A 19247-nucleotide genomic window follows, 5' to 3' on the forward strand; every position below is an offset into this window, starting at 1 on the left:
GGATTAACCTTTCCATGTGCATCATCCGGCTCAAATGTTTCGAGCGAGAGGAAGAGATGATGTGGCGTCACTTCACGATATGCTGTACCATGAACCGCTGCCCGGATCGCATCAGCCGATGAAAGATGACAAAAATAGAGCTGTGATCCCGGTGTATTCAGATTCAGAACATCCTGCACTGCCTGAACTTCGCCAGTGACCGGTCGCAGGCGATCATGTTCCACAAGGGTAGAATCATCGCCCTCACTCACCTGTTCGGCATGGATGGTAAGAAGACCATTCCACCGTGCCACCTGTTCCATAGCCTGTACGAGCACATCTCCTGATACTGCCTCTCCATAACTTGACGGACCGGCGAACGTCTCTCCAAAGGCAAAGATCCCTGCCTCCCACATCCCCGCAAGATCCGCATCAGACGTTACCCCCCCATTTATCGCAAATCGTACGTACGATTGCGATTCAGCACGGATGACCCGTTCCTGCACCCGTTCTGGAGTGGTCAGAGGTGGGATGGTATTTGGCTGATCCACAACAACCGTTACCCCGCCGGCGAGAGCACTCTGTGATCCACTCTTCCAGGTCTCCTTCTCCTGTTGCACTCCGTCTCTCATATGAACATGGAGATCGGTCCCGGCGGGGAGCACCATCTTCCCCCTGCATGCGATCTCCACATCACCCGTTCCTGCTGCTCCGGCATGCATAACCCGGCCGTTTGAGATGGTAATATCAGCAATTCTTCCGCCTGGAATGAGCACATCCCGAAGTACCAGTATCTCATGTCCCTGAACCATCCGGATCATAGTGGTGTGCTGTTCACTGATTATTCTGCCTTGTTCTTCTTCCACCGCTGGTACACAAAGTATCCCGCCCCACCCAGAAGAATGAGCGGAAGCAGTGTCAGAATAGCAACAAAGAGCCAGACCACGGTATAGACAAATCCGGCAATCCCGTCACTGATAACACCCGGCAGTGAGTATCCTCCCGGAGTCTCGACCTGAGCAGGTTCACTGAGACTGACAGTAATCGTAGAGAGGGCTATCCGGTTATCAAGATATTTCATCCGGCCAACAATCCGGTCAAGCTGGACCTGGACACGTTCTATCTCTTTTTGAACCTCAAGTATCTCTGACACATTTGATCCCTTTTCGAGCAGCCGGTTGTACTGGGTCAGTTGATTGGTCAGAGAATCACGCTGGGCAACCAGGTCAACATACTCTTCGGTGACATCGTCTGCGTTTATTGAACTGGATAGTACCTTTCCAAGACTCATAATATCAGCAAGTGCCTGGTCAAAATATTGTGCAGGGATACGGATGGTCACCGTTCCTGAATATCTGTTCTGACTTCCGGCGGAGACGGATGATGACTGGATAAGACCTTTATACCGTTTTGCAACCTCCTGTACCTGCTCAGCTGATACCGAGACATTCCTTACTTCGATTCTGATTTCCGCTGTTCTGATTATCTTCTGTTCAGGAATTGATGAACCGGTCGCTGACGAGGGTTCATATCCGGCAGCTGATGTAGCCTTTGCCATAGGGGCAGGTGCATAGGCATACCCGTCAGTTTCATATGTCCCCTTTGAACGGGAGAATGACTCCTCTGATATGCTCATCGGTTGTGTTTTCTCAAATCCGGTACATCCTGCGGTTACCATCATCCCAATTAGGAGGAGGAGCACCAGTACGGATAGGTTCTTCATGCATTATAATCGATGAACCAGGATAAAAGAGAAGTGGTAACTTTAGAAAATTCTGAGGTCTTTTTTGTTATCTGACAACCACAGTGGTCACTTTTGCATGCGTCATGATATAGGTACTCACACTACCAAGCAGAATCCTGGCGCCAAGACCTTTTCCCGTTGATCCGACTGCGATAAGATCGGCACCGACCTCTTCCGCGGTTTGTAAAATCTCGCTTCGTGGATCGCCGGTCCGGACGATGATTTCCACATCAACATTCCGGTCATGGGCCAGTTCTTTTATCCTGTTTATCACCTGTTCCTTCTCCTCCTGAACCATTTTTTCCCGTAGTTCATGAAGGGTAGAAATTCCTTCATATCCGGCAGCCCCCTCAATCGCTGCATATTTAGCAGGAGAGATCACATACAGGGCACATGCCCGTCCTTCCTCTTTGATATGTTCCAAAACCCAGATAAGAGCGTTGTATCCCTCAGGTGATCCGTCCACTGCAACAAGCATTGTCCCAGACATATCTGGTAGCGTATAGACTCAAAGAGATATCAGTATGCCGGATGGTAAAAAGGGTAAAAGAGATGACATATGTAAAATGTCAGTTTGTCATTCCGTGATGATAATGTGACGATATCCAGTAATTATAATTAGAAGGCTACCTGAGTACTCAGGAGATCCTTATGGATGTCGGGTTTCTCTCGTCAGATCTGTATACCTTTGGAGTTATCCCGGTACTTATCTTCTGTGCACGGATATGTGATGTATCAATCGGTACCATCCGTTATATCATGATATCCAGGGGTTTTAAATTTATAGCCCCCATATTTGGTTTTTTTGAAGTGACCATCTGGCTGCTTGCCATCGGACAGGTCATGGCAAATATCACCAATCCCATCTGTTATATCGCATATGGTGCGGGATTTGCATCAGGAACCTACATCGGGATGGAGATAGAAGAGCGGATGAAACTGGGGATGGCAATTGTCAGACTCATTACTCCGCTTCCAACCGGGGAATTTATAAGCCGTCTGCGACAGTATGGCTATGGAGTAACCAATATTACCGCAGAGGGAGCAAATGGCGAGGTAACCATCATCTTTATGGTCGTAAAAAGGTCAAAGATACCCCATCTCATCCCCCTGATTCGGGATTTTAATCCCCATGCGTTTTATACCATTGAGGATGTCAGATCCGCAAGCGAAGGAGTTTATCCAATAGAAGTGAAAAATAATCCGTTTTCATTCTTCAAGCGTCCATTTTTATTTATCGGAAAGAGAAAATGAGAACCAGTTATCTGGCCATCCATATTTTGGTATTCTGAATCGGCCGATTCGCTCCATCCGGGAATTGTTCGATGAGTTCCATGATCTCATCAGGAGTATAATGATATGGACAGGGGAGTGTCGGATCATCCTGCTCCCACCGCGTAAGTCTCTCCCCATATAATGCTTCATTGTGGAGGGTACAGAATTCTTCAAGAGGGTTAAAAAAAATGCACTCTTCACAGGGCCGGATTTGTCGTATTTGAATCGGGGGAATCATATGTTGAGTTTCCTTGTACTACAGTCAGCCTTATCACTATGAATATATTCATATTTGGATACTGGTATTGCTTTCTCTGATAGTATAATGGATACCTGTTCATAGGAGGACAAGTTTTATCTTCTGTAATTTGTCAGATATGTGTGGTGGAGTGTATGTCAGGGTCAGGCTCTCCCTATCAGATTCTCTGCGTTGATGATGAGGAATTCCTGCTTGATCTCTGTCGGTTGTTCCTTGAAAGGGGTGGGATGCTGCAGGTTGACACGGCCCTTTCTGCAGCTGAAGCTCTTGAAAAAATCACCACAAAAGAGTATGATGCCATCATCTCTGATTATGAGATGCCTGGTATGAACGGCGTTGAGTTATTAAAAAAAATTCGTTCTTGTGGGAATAAGATCCCGTTTATTATCTTTACCGGGCGGGGAAGAGAGGAGGTTGTCATAGAGGCCCTGAATAATGGGGCTGATTTTTACCTCCAGAAGGGAGGGGATCCAAAATCCCAGTTTGCCGAGCTTGAGTCAAAAGTGCATCATGCAATAAAACAGAAATATGCTGAATTTAGCCTTCAGCAGGAACGCGAACAGCTGCTCTCCATATTTGACAGTCTTGATCAGTTCGTGTATGTGTCTGATCCAAACACCTATGAAATCCTGTATGCGAATAAATATTTTCAGAATTTCCTTGGTCGTGACGTGATTGGAAAGATCTGTTATGAAGAGTTTCAAAACCTGAAAAAACCCTGTGATTTTTGTACAAATAATATTATCCTTGCCCAAAAACCCTTGCCATACTCATGGGAGCATTATAATTCAGCATTTGATCGGTATTTTTCAATCATCGACCGAATAATCCGGTGGCCGGATGGTCGTGATGTCAGGCTTGAGGTGGCAACCGATATAACTGAAGAAAAAAGGGCTCTTGAAGAGCTGAATGCTGCATACGAGGAGATAGCAAGCTCTGAGGATGAACTCCGGCACCAGTTCCAGGAACTAAATGAGAACCGTGAGCGTTTGAAAGAGAGCGAGGAGCGGTATCGTTCGGTTGTTGAAAACACCCAGGATGTCTTTTACCGGAGTGATGCACAGGGAAATCTTATCATGGCAAGTCCGAGTATTCTGAAATTATTAGGGTATGATTCGCTTGATGAGATCCTGGGAAAAAACATTGCAGAGACATTTTATCAAAATCCTATGGACCAGGAAAAATTGATGACAATTCTCAATAAAAAAGGGTCTGTCTATAATTATGAGATGCTCCTGGTCAGGAAAGATAAGACGCCGGTATGGGTTTCTACCAATACCCATGTCTATTATGACAAAGATGGAAATATTGCAGGCGTTGAAGGGAATATTCGGGACATTACTGAGATAAAAAAGGCATCAACTGCACTTCGTGAAAGTGAAGAGCTATACCGGTTTTTGGTTGAGCATATCGAAGACGGGGTTTTCATTGTTCAGCATGATCTTCTGGTCTTTTGTAATACAACCTTTGCCCGTATTATCGGATATGAACGGGACGAGATACTGGGAACACCCATGTTTGAGTATGTCTTACCGGAATACCGGGATGAACTCATCTGGAAATGTCATAATTCAAAGGATTATGGAGTTATTTTGGAGTCATATGAGGCAGAATTACTCCATAAGGATGGGAAGACACGGATCTCTGTTTTTATCTCACTTCGAATTGGTGAATATAAAGGAACAAGTGCCTGTATCGGAACCATCCACTATGTTGCCGGGCTGTGTGAACAGGTTGAGCATTCTCTTCGGGAAAGCATGTCTATGCTCAATGCCATCCTGCAGGAGTCCCCGATCCCGCAGTTTGTTATTGACAAAAATCACAGGGTGATGTATTGGAACCAGGCGCTCTCGGTATATAGCGGCATATCTTCCAGTGAAATGATAGGGACTTCTGATCACTGGAAGGCATTTTACCCGCATCCCCGGCCCTGTATTGTCGATCTGCTCCTTGATGGGAGGACCGGGGAGATGGATCAGTGGTATCATGGAGAGGCGAAACAATCAAATCTGGTTCCGGATGCCTGGTCATCCATTGGATTCTTCCCGGATATTGGTGAACATGGGATATGGCTGTATTTTACCGGAGCATTACTTCGCGATTCACAAGGAGAAGTCTGGGGTGCACTTGAGACACTTGAGGATATCACCGAGCAGAAGATGAATGAAGAAGGGCTTCGCGAAGCCAATAAAAAATTAAATCTGCTCTCCGAGACTACCCGTCATGACATTCTCAATACGCTGACGGTTCTGAGTGGTGCCATGGACCTGATTCGTGATGAGATCAGTGACCATGCATCCCAATACCTGGAGCCAGTGGATAAAGCACTTGACACGATATACCGTCAGATTCTTTTTACCAGAGATTATCAGAACCTTGGTGTTACAAGTCCAATCTGGCAGTCCCTGCCAGCCATTATCGAAGAGACCATCATCCATGTGCTCCCTCCGGAGATAGAATTTTATCAGGATCATACTGATTATGAGATCTACGCCGATGCCATGCTTGGGAGGGTTTTTGCAAATCTGGTTGACAATACTCTCCGGCATGCTGGAAGGGTGACCAGGATCACTGTTGGAGTGGAGGAGAAGAACGGTACACTTTTCATACGGTATACGGATAATGGAATAGGGATCGATGATTCGATTAAGGAACAGATATTTACCCGTGGTTTTGGGTCTCATACCGGGTATGGTCTCTTTCTTATCCGGGAAATCCTCTCAATTACCCATATGACTATCAGGGAGATTGGAACCGCCGGAGAGGGAGTAATCTTTGAGATAACCGTTCCTTCGCGCTTTTACAGAAAAATTCAGTCCTGATGTTCTTCTGTATCGGGAGATGAGTCAAAAAAGATATCCTGAAGTGATTTCAGATCCCGGATTGAGAGGAGTGTCGGGATATTCACCCCGATAGAATAAGAGGGATAAAGACCAAGCATCTCTCTCCGGTTATATGCATACAGGCGGCTCTCCAGAAGGAGGTTTTTCAGTCTCTTCTCATCCATATTCATTCTTTTTTCTGATGATACTATCTTGTTCAGTTTTATAATAAAGTCAGAGATCATATTCAGCGCCACATGTCTGCTCAGACAACTCTGAAGATACTGCATAATTACAAACTGGGATACGAGCACAAAAAGAATACTCATATTTCTTCCGGCATTAAAAAAAGCGAGCATATCAATATATCTGGAGAGGGTAAATGCCGGCATAACCATTGCTATGATCATAAGCAGAACCAGAATGGTCGAGATACCGATAAGGACCGATCCAAGGATAGTATAGACGATTATCCGCCTGTACGGGATCATCCTGGTTTTCAGGCGGAGATGGGTTTTATAGAGTAATCTTCCTCTGAAAGTAAAGATCTCTGCATAAAAGATAATGATTCCAAGGCACTGCACAAGGAGCAACAGGGCGGTACTGGTAAAAATATTACTTGTATATGCAATAATCAGGGTAAAGATGACTGATATACCGTATATACAGAATACCCCATAGGTTATCGGGATCATGCTGAGCAGAAAGAACCGAAGAAAGAGCTGATATCCAACCCGTTTATTTGAGAATATCTTCAGATTTTTTGCCCACTGAAGCAGAGAGGCATCATGGGTTTTGCGTGGTGCCTGCCCGGTCATCTTCTGGTATGCCAGTCTGAAGGGAAAGAGGGCAAGAGGAAGCATCGGATAAAAGAGATAAAAATACAGGCTTGATGCAACCCAGAGAAAGAGGTATGTGGACTGATAGTACCACATCAGAAGAATATTACACAGAATGATTCCGATAAGAACGGCTCCGGATCTGCGTTTCATCGTTTCATGGGTTATTGTGTCGCGAAGGAAAACAAGGCGGTTTATCTCTTCCAAAGCTGCCTCGTTCAGGGAACTGGATAGCATATCCGGACTCCAGGTGGTATCTGATGGGTTCATTTCCACGTCTTGATACATTACGGCGAAACGATATAAATGGATCGAATTATGTGCAGGTTTTTCCAGAGAAATGGGATAGGTAACTGCACTTGTGTGTTTAGGTATCTGTATGGAACCGACATAAATCGATCATGTCCGGGGTCTGTCATGAGTCCTTCTCTTCCAGACAAACCGGTGATTTTTCATCAGATGAGGACTCATATACAAGTGCGTTGATAAGACCGGTTCATATGGGTAAGAGGTATGTCTGATATTTATGAATATTTGTCAGCTCTTCATCAGGGCATCTTTGAAGTGGTCATCCCAAAAAGTCTGGTGACAGATCCGCTGGGGCCTGAATGGAAGTTCTCACCGATTAATGTCCCCTCACCTGAAACCATAGCAAGCTATCGGAATGGTCAGTATCACCTTCATGAAACAGAATCTGAATACCGGGTTCACCTTGATCGGTATGATCCGGAAAAGAACCCGTTCCTCCATCTGATCGATGATGCTCCCCTTATCCTGATGCTTTTTGAGACGTTACATACGATTTATTTAACCGCCAGGGATGCGAAAAAGAATTCCGATCCTGATTTTATCAAGGATCAACGATTGACCTGGCAATTCAGGATATTGCTCGGCGTAATTCTCCTTTCTGTCAGTTATATGCTGAGTATGATTGTTCTGAACAAAGATGAACGGTTATTTTCAATGCTTCTCCCAACGGTTGTATTTTTCACTGGAGCACTCATTCTCGTTCATGGGCTGCATATGAGCAGGAGAAAGGAACATTCAAAAAAGGATGTAATAAATGGGTTTCTCATTATGATTGGAGGAGTTATAATGGTACTCCTCTGGGAGCTGTACCTGCTTATCATTCTCCTCATACTTGCGATCTGGTTTTTTGGGAGTGCCTTTGTGGCTCTACACCGGGTTATCAGGGATCATAAGAAGATACCACAGGGACTGTGGCTTTCACTCGGGATGGGGATTGGCTCTCTTGTATGTGGTGTTTTGACCATCTTTGTCCCTGATATTCTCCTTGAGATACTCGTTGGCATCCTTGCAGTCATCGTTGGTATTATCGGATTCGGATTCATCCTTGACGGGTATGGGCTTCGAAATGTTGAACATATGATGGAGATGCAGGCAGGATAATCTGAAAAAAGAAGAGGAAACGAGCAGCAAAGGATTCATGATAGCCATGATCAGGCAGAAAAAGAAAACCTTATGATAAAGATCATATCTGTTATCTTTTCCCTATGATACGGAATATCGATATGCTCCATGAGGAACGAGGATCTCAAATCTGGCCCCTTCCCCAAAAATCCCGCACTCCCGAATGGAAAGCCCGGTAATTGAGAGGATCTCCCGAATCAGAAATAAACCGAACCCGGTGTTTTTCCCATATCCCCGTTGAAAAATATTTTCTTTCTCTGATTCCGGGATCCCGACGCCGTCGTCCTCATAGATAATGGTCAGATCCTGACCGTCCCGCCGGGGGTGAAGAAAAATATGCTGAACCTTTTCTCCATGCATCAGGCTGTTCTGAATCAGGTTTTCAAAGACCAATCCAAGCATTTGATCTGCAAATACCTCAAGACCATCGAGTTCATGAACGACTGCTATCTTCTCGGTTTTTATTCCATTCATTAAATCAGAAATAGTTTGCCATTGTGGACTTTCAGCACCGATATTCTGGTATGTGCTGGTAAAAATAATCTTACGTTCAATGTCATTTGTTATGGATACGATTCGGGCGAGCAGCTCCTTGGCACTCTCTTTATCAATTTCTTCTGCCATCAGGTAGAGATATCCCTTCAAAGCAGTCAGACTGTTTTTTACGTCATGACGGGTGATACTGGTCATAAGAGAGAGTTTTTTATTTACCATGGTAAGCGCGTGAGACATCAGTCTCTGCTCCCCGATATCCAGAAATGAGATGACGGATCCATATCCCTTCAGATTGAGTGGTGATGCTGTTGCCATTATCCATGACATCTCACCGTGGGGGTTTTGTATTCCGATCTCAACCTGATGAATATTCTCTCCTTTCTTTAATAATTCAAGAGGGGGATACTGCTCAGTCGGGGAGACTGGTGTCCCATCAGGTTTGAAAAACGTCCAGGTGGGACGTGATATACCATTTTCAATCAGTTCCTCTCTGGTTACATGCAAAATTCGTGCTGCATGCTGATTTACCTCTATTATGGAACCCTGTTCATCTGTTACCACAATACCGGAAGGAATACCTGAGAAAAGCGCCTCATACTTCTTCATTGCTTCCAAAATGTTCTCTTCGCTGGTCTTTCGTTCGGAAATATCAGTAACTACTCCCTGTAAAGCAATAATTTGTCCATGTTCATCATAAAATGGTGAGTTTCTCTGATTTACCCATTTCAGATGACCGGACTTTGTCACAATCTGAAACTCATACTCGTCAGGCACAATGCCTGCAAGGAGGTCCTGATATGCCGTATCAAAAAATTCAAGACTATTTGGCGCTATAATTGAACGTAAAAGATTTGGGTTTTTATAAATATCTTCCTGAGTATATCCGGTCAGCAACGTGATTGAAGGGCTGATATATTCATAGAATCCCTCAGGAATCCTCATTAGATATATGAGATCCCGTGATTTTTCCGCTAAAATCCGATATTTTTCCTCACTTTCAAGAAGAGCATTCTCCATCCGTTTCCGGTCTGTAATGTCAATATGGGAACCAACCATGCGGGACGGGTTTCCTTCTAAATCCCATGCGACAACTTTTCCTCTTCCGTGTATATACCTATAATCGCCGTTCTTTGTCCTGATACGAAATTCAACATCAAATCCTCTGTCCTTTTGAGAAATTGCATTTTGAATCTCTGTCTCTGTCTTTCGGATATCATCCGGATGGACAAGTGAGCGCCAGTTTTCGTAATTCGCTTCAAACTCTCCTGGTTCATACCCGAGCATCCGGTAATACCAGTCACTGAAGTACGCCTTATTGGTCTTCAGATTCCAGTCCCAGATCCCGTCACTGGTCGCCTCCATCACAAGACGGTATCGCTCTTCACTCTCCCGTATCTTCTCGGTCTGGTTTGCCAGTTCATCCAGACTCTGTCTGAGTTCTTCTTCGGCGGATGTAAGTTCCTCATTAAGAGAAGCGAGCTCATCATTCTTCTTCTCAATTTCGGTGATTGCCCGTGCGTGATTGACCGCACGTTCTATCATATTGATTAATTCAATAAAAAGAGCGGCAGGATCCCCGTCTTTTTGTAAATAAAATGATGCACCGGAATTAAGCGCCTCTATTGCAACATCTTCCCGTCCTCGTCCGGTGAAAATGATAAAGGGAATGATCTCATCGATTTGCCGGACTTTTTTTAAGAACTGCAGACCGTTCATTTCAGGCATCTCATAATCAGAGATAATAACGTCAAATGGCTGGATCTGCATTACTTCTAAAGCTTTCATCGCTGAGAGAGCGGTAGTAATCCGGATAATACCGGAATGCTCAAGAAACATCTTTCCTATTTTTAGAAAGGACGGGTCATCATCTACATACAGCGCTTGTATCATGGCATGGTTATATGGGAATTAGACCCCTGAACATTTAAGAGTGCCCATCATCAGATCTGTTCGGTTATCAGAAATAGTTCCGACACCAACCTTTCACCTGCATGTCCGGTCAGAACGTTCTTATCCGTGCAGTCCCTGGTACGGGTCTCTCTGATTCAGTGAATAATTTTATTTCGCACCTGAAAGGCGATCCCTTTGGAACATGGTTTATTCTCCCGACACGCCGGCTGATTCGAACCGTTCAGGATACGCTTACCAGGGAGAAAATCTCCTTTGTACAGGATCATATCTGCACTCTGGATGAGTTTTGTTCATATCTCGTTGATCGGTACGGAGACAAAACCACTCGTATTACCTCAGATACATCCCGGCTGCTGCTTGTGGATCTCTTACAGCGGTTTCAGGACGATTTCAGTCTGTTTTTTACCCAGAAGAGTCCGTCACCACGGGCAGTGCAGGATCTTCAAATCCTCATACAGGTCATTATCAGACGGGAGATTGATTACCCCTCCTGCCTGGGCCACCTTCAGTCAGAAAAAAGCGATCAGATCTCCCGTCTCATATCCCTGTACCAGCAGACCTTACAGGAAAAAAATCTCGTCGATACTGATACCCTGCTTTTATGGACGATTGACCTCCTGAAACAAGATCGACCGGAAATTCGGTATATCATCCGTCATGTCCATATATATGGGTATTTTGAACCAATGCCACTTGAGAAACGGCTTATCTGTATGATTGGTGCGGTAAGTGAAACCATGCACTATACACTTCCGGACGGGAGGGATCCAGAGGTATTTTCTGACACTGGAAACTGGCTCTCATATGATCGGGAGGAGATCATCTCATCCACGTCAATGCACCAGGAGATGACGCGGATATTCTGCCATGATCCATCAATCGCACAGCATCAGCTCTGGTTTCCTCATCTTAGTGGTATGGGTTTTACCGATCCGGCGACAGAGATGCGGGAAGTGGCACGTGAGATAACCCGTCTTATACAATCCGGTGTCGCGTATGAAGATATTGCCATTGCAACTCCTGATTTTCGCAGCACCCGTAACTATGCCCTTGAGGCATGTGCAGATTATGGTATCCCCCTGCACCCGTCACAAGGTCCTCTGCTTTATACCTGTCCCATTGTTGCATATTATCTCTCTCTCTGTGAATTTATAGAAAAGGGGATGCGGTATGAGGAACTCGTCCGGATAATTCAAAGCCCGTACTGCAGATTCAGATGGGAAGCCCGGGGAGAGGGAGAGCATGCTGAAGATGATGCCACCGGGAAAGACAAACATTTTTGTATCCGTTCTCTCTCATATAAAAATTTTGATCTGCTCTGCCGGACGTACGGACTTGATGGGGGCTATATTGATTGGGAACGACGGCTTTCTGATATCCGACACCTGTGTGATGAACCGGATGAGGAATTAGGGGCATCAGATACAGACGATATGGACCAAGGGAAAAAAAAGGGCAGATATAGTCCCAGAAGACCGCTTCCCAGACAGGATATTGCCGACACCATTGAAGGAATTATCAGGTTCGTCAATATTTTAAAAGGCCTTCGGGATAAACGGACTATTCGCGATCACATCCGGTATGTAAAAAATGTATTAAAAGAGATAGGATCCCCGGTTCCCGGTCTTGTACATGCACATCACTTGAATGCATGGCTTTCTGATGAGGAGTATCTGCATCTTACCTCTTTTGAGGCATTGCTGAATAATCTGCAGAATCTCTCCGGATCTGGTGTTATTCCCAACCTGAATCCGGCTGAACCGGTTTCGTTTCTGGATTTTATTTCAGCCCTCCGACATGTCCTGCAGGAGAAGACCAGTACTGAACCTTCAGATAAAAGTGGTGTCCTTCTAGCCGGACTTCGTGAGATTGCTCATCAGCAGTTCCCGTATGTCTTTCTGGTCTCACTCAATGAAGGTCTGATTCCCCGTCTTACGACACGACTGCCATTTACAAACTCCAGTGAAAACAGCCGGATGGATACCAGGACTCTTTCAGATATTTTACGACAGGAGAAATACCAGTTTATTGCAGCTCTGGCGTCAGGAACAGAGCGGGTATATCTAAGCTGGTATGATCACAAAGATGATCGGACAGTATTATCTTCTGTTTTTATCGATTATCTGAAAACCTCAACCCTCTTACCTGAATGGAATAACCGGCCGGATGAAGATATAACCAATCTGGAAAATCAGGAGGCATATGTTCTTTCTGGAGAGATGGAAGCATCTTTTAAAGCAGGAGTATATATTCAGCATGAGCAATGGGATAAATCACTTCCACTGATTCCTGAAACAATCTCCCTGGCTTCACTGGTTGAACGAATAACCATTGAACGGTCGTATCGATTCAGATTAAACCGGTCAGAATATGATGGAATCATCGGGGATGATGACCGTATCAGGGCTGATCTTTTAATAAAATTCGGACCACAGTATTCCTGGTCGGCGTCGATGTTTGAGACCTATGCAAAATGCCCTTTCCGGTTCTATCTTGAGCGGGTCCTCCATATCCGACCACTTCCCGATATCGGAAGCGATATCCCTCCCGAGACAAAGGGAAATCTTATTCATGTTATTATGAGCCGGTTTAAACGGACCATGCATACACAGCATATGCTCCCCCTGAGAATGGCTGATTTGGCGTCAGCACTCTCCTGTATCAAGGAGATTGCACAGGAGGAATGTGATAAAGTCCCCTATACAACTCCGCTCTGGTTTGCGAAAAGAAAACAGATAATGGGAGGAGAGGATATCGGAGTTGGTATTCTTGAACGGTTTATTACCACTGAGATTGACCGCCTGAGTCCTGATACTGACGGACGGATTCCCCATCTGTACACACCCTGTCTTTTTGAATATTCGTTTGGTGCAGTACCTGGCCCGGACGATGATCCGACATCCCGGCGGGATCCGGTTGATCTGATAACAATCATGAAAGAATGGAAACGTGAGAAGAACCCGTGTGTGGATCTCTCACAAACTGATGATTCTGAAGCGCCCATCTGGTTTAATGGGAAGATTGACCGGGTAGATATGACACCTGACGGGCTGTTTGGAATCATTGATTACAAGACTGGAAAGAATATTCCAGGATCAATAGATCTGATCAGACTGACAGCTCTTCAGCTTCCGCTGTATCTCCTGGCATTTCAGCATATCTCAAAGAAAAAACCGGTATTTGGTTCGTATATCCAGCTTCAGAGGAAAATTGTTCACAAAATCCCTCTGTATGATCCTTCCCTCAAACAAACTCTTCCTAAAGGAGATTTCCCACGTTCTGAGCCACGGTGGCATGAAATACTGGAGGGTGCACTGGATAGGTCTGTCTCGTATGTTCATGACATCAGAGATGGTATGTTTCAGATTCAGGCAACAACAGAGTGCAAATCGGACTGGTATTGTCCGTATAAGACAATATGCAGGTTCCAGCCTGATCGGGGATCCCAACTGGGAGAATGGTACCGGTATCCTGCCGGCGTTCAGGAATCAGCGCGATCAGAGGAGGGTGAGGCATAATGGCAGCAACTCCCCGTCAGATGGAGGCAATATCCCGTCATGATGTCAGCATGGTGGTTACTGCCGGAGCCGGAACCGGTAAGACCTTCGTACTGGTGGAAAAGTACCTGAATCTTATTCAGGATCAGGGGTATCGTATTCGTGATATTCTGGCACTCACTTTCACTGACAAGGCTGCGGCAGAGATGAAGGAGCGGGTGAGAGAGACCATTGCTGAACGACTGAGGTGTGATCCGGAAAATCCCATATGGAAGCAGGCACATGAGGAACTTGTCATCGCCCCGGTCATGACTTTCCATTCCTTTTGTTCCCAGATACTTCGGGAATTTGCCATCGAAGCAGGTCTTGATCCCGGATTTGTGATCCTTGATGAAGGACAGGCACTTGCACTGCAGCGGGAGGCATTTGAAACCCTTATCAGACGACCTCCAGATGAGATCCATGACTCATTGATTCGTCTTCTTGCCCAGATCGAGAAGTACCAGGTACATCAGATATTGACAATATTGTCTCAGAATACCGATGCATTCGAACAATTTGCTGAGGAACTGGAACGTGATCCGGATAGTATTATCAATACCTGGGAGGTTTTTCTGGAGGAAGTGCGAACCCCGGTAATCCGGCAGTTTTTTGCTGACCCAGATATACATGATGCGATCTCGGATTTCATCAGATTTTGTGATATCTATACTGATGAGAATGATCGTGCGGTTCGGTACCTCCGTGAAGTCTGTCCATATCTGCATGAATTAACTCCGGATGCCCCGCCTGATATTTTACATGCTGCTGCACAGGCTTTTTTACAAGTCCGTCCGACGGGAAAACTGGGATCGAAAAAATTCTGGGATGAGGATGATCTGGACCAGTTTCGACGCGCAAAGAAATGCCTGACAGATGGCCTTGAATATATAGTACCCTATTTATCGCTGTATATCGTAAAAGGTTCCGGATTTACTGCATCAACGATTCTGTTTTTTCAGGATTTGGCACAGGTTGCAGGACAGTATTTTGAGATCCTGCGGAATCTGAAACGACAGGTAAACGGGGTGGATTTTAATGATCTTATCCAATTGACCAGGGAATTTTTAAAATCACATCAGGATATTGTTGCCCGGCATATCAGACCAAGGTATCAGTATATTCTGGTAGACGAATTTCAGGATACCGATCCTGCACAGTTTGAGATAATTACCGCCATCATTGGCGAATTAAAACCCGGAACACGAAGTTTATTCATCGTTGGGGATCCCAAACAGTCAATTTATCTCTTTCGAAACGCCGATGTGACACGGTTTAAGGAGGCACAAAATCGGATTCTTTCTGACTGCCGGGGAGAGCTTATCAATCTGGATACGAGTTTTCGAAGTTGCCGTGAAGTAATCGGGTGCGTCAACTACCTCTTCTCCCGGATCTTTGCATCTACTGAAAAGCCCTGGGAATTTGGATATGAACCAATTCAGGTTTGTGATGAACGGAAAAAGACAGCCGGTTCAGTCACGGTGCTCCTGCCTGGAAAAGCACCAAAAGGAAGTGCCCGCTCAGAGACCAAAGAGATTGAGGCAGGGATGGTTGCAGATCTCGTCCACCGGATCGTTTCATGCGGGACTTTTCAGATAACCGACCGTGACGGGCTTATTCGTCCTGCCGGGTATGGAGACATCGCAATTCTTATTGAGCGACGAACACATTTATCACATTATACCACAGCCCTTTCTCGAAAAGAAACTCCTTTTTATGTGCATGGCGGTATTGGGTTTTATTCCCGGCAGGAGATTTATGATCTATATTCTGTCCTGTCATTTCTAATACGGCCTTATGATTCTGCTGCCCTGTTTGGTGTCCTCCGTTCTCCGTATTTCAGCCTGTCAGATCCCCTCTTATATCATATCCTTCATATTTCAGGGGCAAAACGGGGCTGGAGCCTATATGACAAATTACAGGCATGTGCAGAGCGACTGAGGACCTCTCTTCCCCTTCCAGATGAAGAGGTCTTTTCCTGTTCTCTCTCTGACCGTGAGAAGATTCTTCGTGCATCAGTCCTTCTGGAATCCTGGAGAAGATGTGCCGGGAGAGAGCCGGTGGTTGAACTGGTCCTGATAATTATTCGCGAGTCAGGTATTCTGACCATATATGGTGCACTAGAGCAGGGTGAGCAACAGGCTGCGAATCTGACAAAACTGGTGGGAATTATTAGGGGACGGTCAGAGGGAGGATATTATAGTTTATTTGATCTGGTCAACGATTTGACGATATCTATTGCTGATGAGGAACGGGAGGGTGAAGCAGCACGTGACACCCTCTCAAAGACGTCGGTGAATATTATGACGGTTCATGCGGCCAAGGGACTGGAGTTTCCAATTGTTATCCTGCCTGACATGGGTTCGTCCAGAGAGGGAAAATCCGGGGCTATTCTGTCCGGAGATCACCCGCACCTATATGGTGTCAAAATCCCTGATCCGGATCAGGAGTATGAAATTCGTGAGACCCCGGTATATACTGCTTTATCCCTCATTCAGAAAGAAAAGGAGGCTGCGGAAAAAAAACGACTCTTTTATGTCGGAACAACCCGGGCCCGTGATCATCTGATTCTCTGCGGAAAAAAGCCTGATACATTCCATGAATCAATTGAAAAGAGTAATAACCGGATTGACTGGATATGCACCCTCTTTGGGATAACACAGGATATCGCTGAAGAAGGTGGCATAATCACAATTGACCCCGGAGATGGAGAGGGACCAATAGAGGTTACTGTTCTGACAGATCCGGATCAGCTGACCCGTATGTGGGCTCATGAAGAGAATCCGCCTCTTCTTCTTCCTGATACCTATGCATCCTCATATGGGACAAGAAAACAAACCGTTGCTGGTACGAACCCGATCGCCAGGATCCTTCAACCGATACCGGTAACTGATATCCGGATGACCGGAAAAAGGAGTGAATCAGATGAACCTCTTCATCAGGTAGTAATTCCTGGTGCCTCTCATCTGCATCCTGATGAAGTGGGAACTCTTCTTCATCAGATCTTCTCAGGAAAGGATCCAAAACTGATTCTCGCCTTCTATGGGATTGAAGGGTCTGCTGCTGAATCGTTCTGCAGATCCCTGTATGAGCAGTTCAGGTCTGTCCCCCTTGTTCGTGATGCGGTCCAAACACTACAAGAAGTGTCATTTGTCACCCATGTCGGTGAATATCCGGTAACCGGCCGGATTGATCGGCTTATTTGTGACCACCAACATGAATGGGCAGTGATTGATTATAAATCAGGAGAGATGGATGGAGCAGAACTGCAACTTAATCTCTATCGGATAGCCGCAGAATCGCTAACCGGCCAACAGGTGAGGATGTATCTGTATTCCATGAAGAGTGGAGAACTCTATGAACCACGATATCTCTCCAGGGAAGAAGTGGAAGAACAGGTCAGGAGGTATGTCTCCTCTTCCTGATTTCATCGCCCGTATATGACGGTATATTCACGAAGTTTTTGTGCACGATCAGATTCGTGGTAATCGTTATTCAGTCTCCATCTCCAGTTCCCTTCTTTCGTCCCCGGTATATTCATCCGTGCAGTGTGATCACATCCGAGAATATCCTGCATCGGAATGATGGCGGTATTCGCACCACTCATCATTGCAAGACGAATGAAAATGTCTGAAATTTCATGACTTTCCGGTTTTCGTCCAAGATATGCGAATAATCGTTCTTTCTCCGCCGGTGTTGCATCCTGGTCATACCATCCTCGCACGGGAGTGTTATCATGGGTTCCGGTATAGACGATGCAGTTTTTTGGAATGTTGTGCAGGATGTATGGATTATCACCGGTTGGAGAGCTGAATGCAAAGACAAGGACTTTCATGCCTGGAATATCAAACTCTCGCATAATTTCCCTGACATCCGGTGTGATAATACCCAAGTCTTCAGCAATAATCGGAAGACAGGGAAATTCTTTTATCAGCGTCCGGATGAGATCCCATACCGGGGCATTAACCCATCGACCGTCAATTGCTGTCTCTGATCCTGCTTTAATCTCCCAGAAACCGACAAGCCCTCTGAAATGGTCAATGCGGATATAATCTGCCAGTACACACTCTCTTCGAAGGCGCTGTATCCACCAGGAGAAACCGGTTTCCTTGAAAACATTCCAGTCATAAAGCGGGTTATTCCATACCTGACCGGTTGCACTGAAATAATCAGGCGGAACACCAGAGACGACCCGTGGCTTTCTCTCATCATCCAGCTGAAAAAGATGGGGGAAGGTCCATACATCTGCACTGTCATAATCAAGATAAATGGGAATATCACCGATGATACGAATTCCAGCTTTTTTACATCGTGCCCTGAGTGCTTCCCATTGCATGGAGAAGATATACTGGAGAAATTGTTCCCGTTCGATAACGGATGCATGGCTCTTTTGAAATGTGATCAGAGCCTTTTGGTCCCGGTTCTTTAATTCAACCGGCCATTCAGACCAGAGGGAATCAGGATATTGTTTTCGTATCGCGACAAACAGTGCGTAATCATCCAGCCACCAGGCCTGATCAGTGCAAAATTCAGAAAATTTTGAGTCTGATCCAAAGTAGGCAAACCGGTTGTATGCAATATCACAGAGCCGTTCTTTGTATGCGATAACCGATGCAAAATCAACATGTTCATCTGAAAATGCACTGATCGGTTCAATATCTGATTGATCAAGATATCCGTCTTCAACAAGCAGTTCCGGACTTAACAGGAGTGGATTTCCGGCAAAGGCAGAGATAGCATGGTACGGCGAGTTATCATACCTGATATCGGTCGGATGCACCGGAAGAATCTGCCAGTACCGCTGTCCTGCTGTCTGCAAAAAATCAATAAACCGGTATGCTTCAGGACCAAGATCACCGATACCATACCGGCCTGGAAGGCATGTAATATGAAGTAGAATACCACTACCGCGAGTTTTCATTCAGATTCTCCTGATATTTATTATAGTTATGTGCA

General features: G+C 45.4%; 12 protein-coding genes. 5 read left to right on the forward strand and 7 right to left on the reverse strand.

Annotation, left to right across the window (positions count from 1 at the left end):
• The 3 genes from PLA23_RS00225 to PLA23_RS00235 form a co-directional block, all read right to left on the reverse strand.
• The coding region (locus PLA23_RS00225) for an amidohydrolase family protein (protein WP_502883583.1) at positions 1-845 on the reverse strand (845 nt) is incomplete at its 3' end.
• On the reverse strand, positions 821-1702 hold the full coding sequence (locus PLA23_RS00230) for a DUF4349 domain-containing protein (protein ID WP_324473502.1): 882 nt from the start codon (positions 1700-1702) through the stop codon (positions 821-823). The genes PLA23_RS00230 and PLA23_RS00225, both read right to left, overlap by 25 nt.
• Positions 1703-1769: 67 nt before the next feature.
• A complete protein-coding gene (locus PLA23_RS00235; protein ID WP_324473503.1) occupies positions 1770-2201 on the reverse strand; it encodes a universal stress protein in 432 nt (143 codons plus the stop codon).
• A gap of 173 nt (positions 2202-2374) precedes the next feature.
• Between PLA23_RS00235 and PLA23_RS00240 the strand changes: the two genes are divergently transcribed.
• Entirely contained in the window at positions 2375-2977 is a 603-nt protein-coding gene (locus PLA23_RS00240) for a DUF2179 domain-containing protein (RefSeq protein WP_324327813.1), read from the forward strand.
• A gap of 7 nt (positions 2978-2984) precedes the next feature.
• Here the strand turns inward: PLA23_RS00240 and PLA23_RS00245 are convergent, their stop codons facing one another.
• The gene (locus tag PLA23_RS00245; protein ID WP_324327811.1) at positions 2985-3236 is read right to left on the reverse strand and encodes a hypothetical protein; all 252 of its coding nucleotides are present in this window, start codon (positions 3234-3236) and stop codon (positions 2985-2987) included.
• A gap of 155 nt (positions 3237-3391) precedes the next feature.
• Between PLA23_RS00245 and PLA23_RS00250 the strand changes: the two genes are divergently transcribed.
• Complete coding sequence (locus PLA23_RS00250; RefSeq protein WP_324473505.1) at positions 3392-6079, forward strand: PAS domain S-box protein; 2688 nt, start codon at positions 3392-3394, stop codon at positions 6077-6079.
• Here the strand turns inward: PLA23_RS00250 and PLA23_RS00255 are convergent.
• The gene (locus PLA23_RS00255) at positions 6070-7188 is read right to left on the reverse strand and encodes a hypothetical protein (RefSeq protein WP_324473507.1); all 1119 of its coding nucleotides are present in this window, start codon (positions 7186-7188) and stop codon (positions 6070-6072) included. The genes PLA23_RS00250 and PLA23_RS00255 overlap by 10 nt on opposite strands.
• Before the next feature lie 243 nt (positions 7189-7431).
• Between PLA23_RS00255 and PLA23_RS00260 the strand changes: the two genes are divergently transcribed.
• Positions 7432-8328, forward strand: coding sequence for a hypothetical protein (locus PLA23_RS00260; RefSeq protein WP_324327803.1), 897 nt, complete (start codon positions 7432-7434; stop codon positions 8326-8328).
• A 102-nt stretch (positions 8329-8430) separates the two neighbouring features.
• Here PLA23_RS00260 and PLA23_RS00265 read toward each other — a convergent pair whose 3' ends face one another.
• Complete coding sequence (locus PLA23_RS00265; protein ID WP_324473509.1) at positions 8431-10734, reverse strand: PAS domain S-box protein; 2304 nt, start codon at positions 10732-10734, stop codon at positions 8431-8433.
• Positions 10735-10892: 158 nt separating this feature from the next.
• Here PLA23_RS00265 and PLA23_RS00270 point away from each other — a divergent pair, with 158 nt between their 5' ends.
• The gene (locus PLA23_RS00270; protein WP_324473512.1) at positions 10893-14273 is read left to right on the forward strand and encodes a PD-(D/E)XK nuclease family protein; all 3381 of its coding nucleotides are present in this window, start codon (positions 10893-10895) and stop codon (positions 14271-14273) included.
• Positions 14273-17716, forward strand: a complete 3444-nt coding sequence (locus PLA23_RS00275; protein ID WP_324473514.1) for a UvrD-helicase domain-containing protein — start codon at positions 14273-14275, stop codon at positions 17714-17716. Before PLA23_RS00270 ends, PLA23_RS00275 begins: the two co-directional genes overlap by 1 nt.
• A 2-nt stretch (positions 17717-17718) precedes the next feature.
• Here the strand turns inward: PLA23_RS00275 and malQ are convergent, their stop codons facing one another.
• Positions 17719-19212: a 4-alpha-glucanotransferase gene (gene malQ / locus PLA23_RS00280; protein ID WP_324473516.1), complete on the reverse strand. Its 1494-nt coding sequence runs from the start codon at positions 19210-19212 to the stop codon at positions 17719-17721.
• Positions 19213-19247: the final 35 nt, after the last annotated feature.

The organism is Methanospirillum sp. (assembly GCF_035406105.1).
In the GTDB taxonomy this organism is placed as follows: domain Archaea; phylum Halobacteriota; class Methanomicrobia; order Methanomicrobiales; family Methanospirillaceae; genus Methanospirillum.

Bases quoted from the DNA above. Each gene is read 5' to 3' on its own strand.
- PLA23_RS00230 (WP_324473502.1), bottom strand. From the start codon at position 1,702: ATGAAGAACCTATCCGTACTGGTGCTCCTCCTCCTAATTGGGATGATG.
- PLA23_RS00235 (WP_324473503.1), bottom strand. From the start codon at position 2,201: ATGCTTGTTGCAGTGGACGGATCACCTGAGGGATACAACGCTCTTATC.
- PLA23_RS00240 (WP_324327813.1), top strand. From the start codon at position 2,375: ATGGATGTCGGGTTTCTCTCGTCAGATCTGTATACCTTTGGAGTTATC.
- PLA23_RS00245 (WP_324327811.1), bottom strand. From the start codon at position 3,236: ATGATTCCCCCGATTCAAATACGACAAATCCGGCCCTGTGAAGAGTGC.
- PLA23_RS00250 (WP_324473505.1), top strand. From the start codon at position 3,392: ATGTCAGGGTCAGGCTCTCCCTATCAGATTCTCTGCGTTGATGATGAG.
- PLA23_RS00255 (WP_324473507.1), bottom strand. From the start codon at position 7,188: ATGAACCCATCAGATACCACCTGGAGTCCGGATATGCTATCCAGTTCC.
- PLA23_RS00260 (WP_324327803.1), top strand. From the start codon at position 7,432: ATGTCTGATATTTATGAATATTTGTCAGCTCTTCATCAGGGCATCTTT.
- PLA23_RS00265 (WP_324473509.1), bottom strand. From the start codon at position 10,734: ATGATACAAGCGCTGTATGTAGATGATGACCCGTCCTTTCTAAAAATA.
- PLA23_RS00275 (WP_324473514.1), top strand. From the start codon at position 14,273: ATGGCAGCAACTCCCCGTCAGATGGAGGCAATATCCCGTCATGATGTC.
- malQ (WP_324473516.1), bottom strand. From the start codon at position 19,212: ATGAAAACTCGCGGTAGTGGTATTCTACTTCATATTACATGCCTTCCA.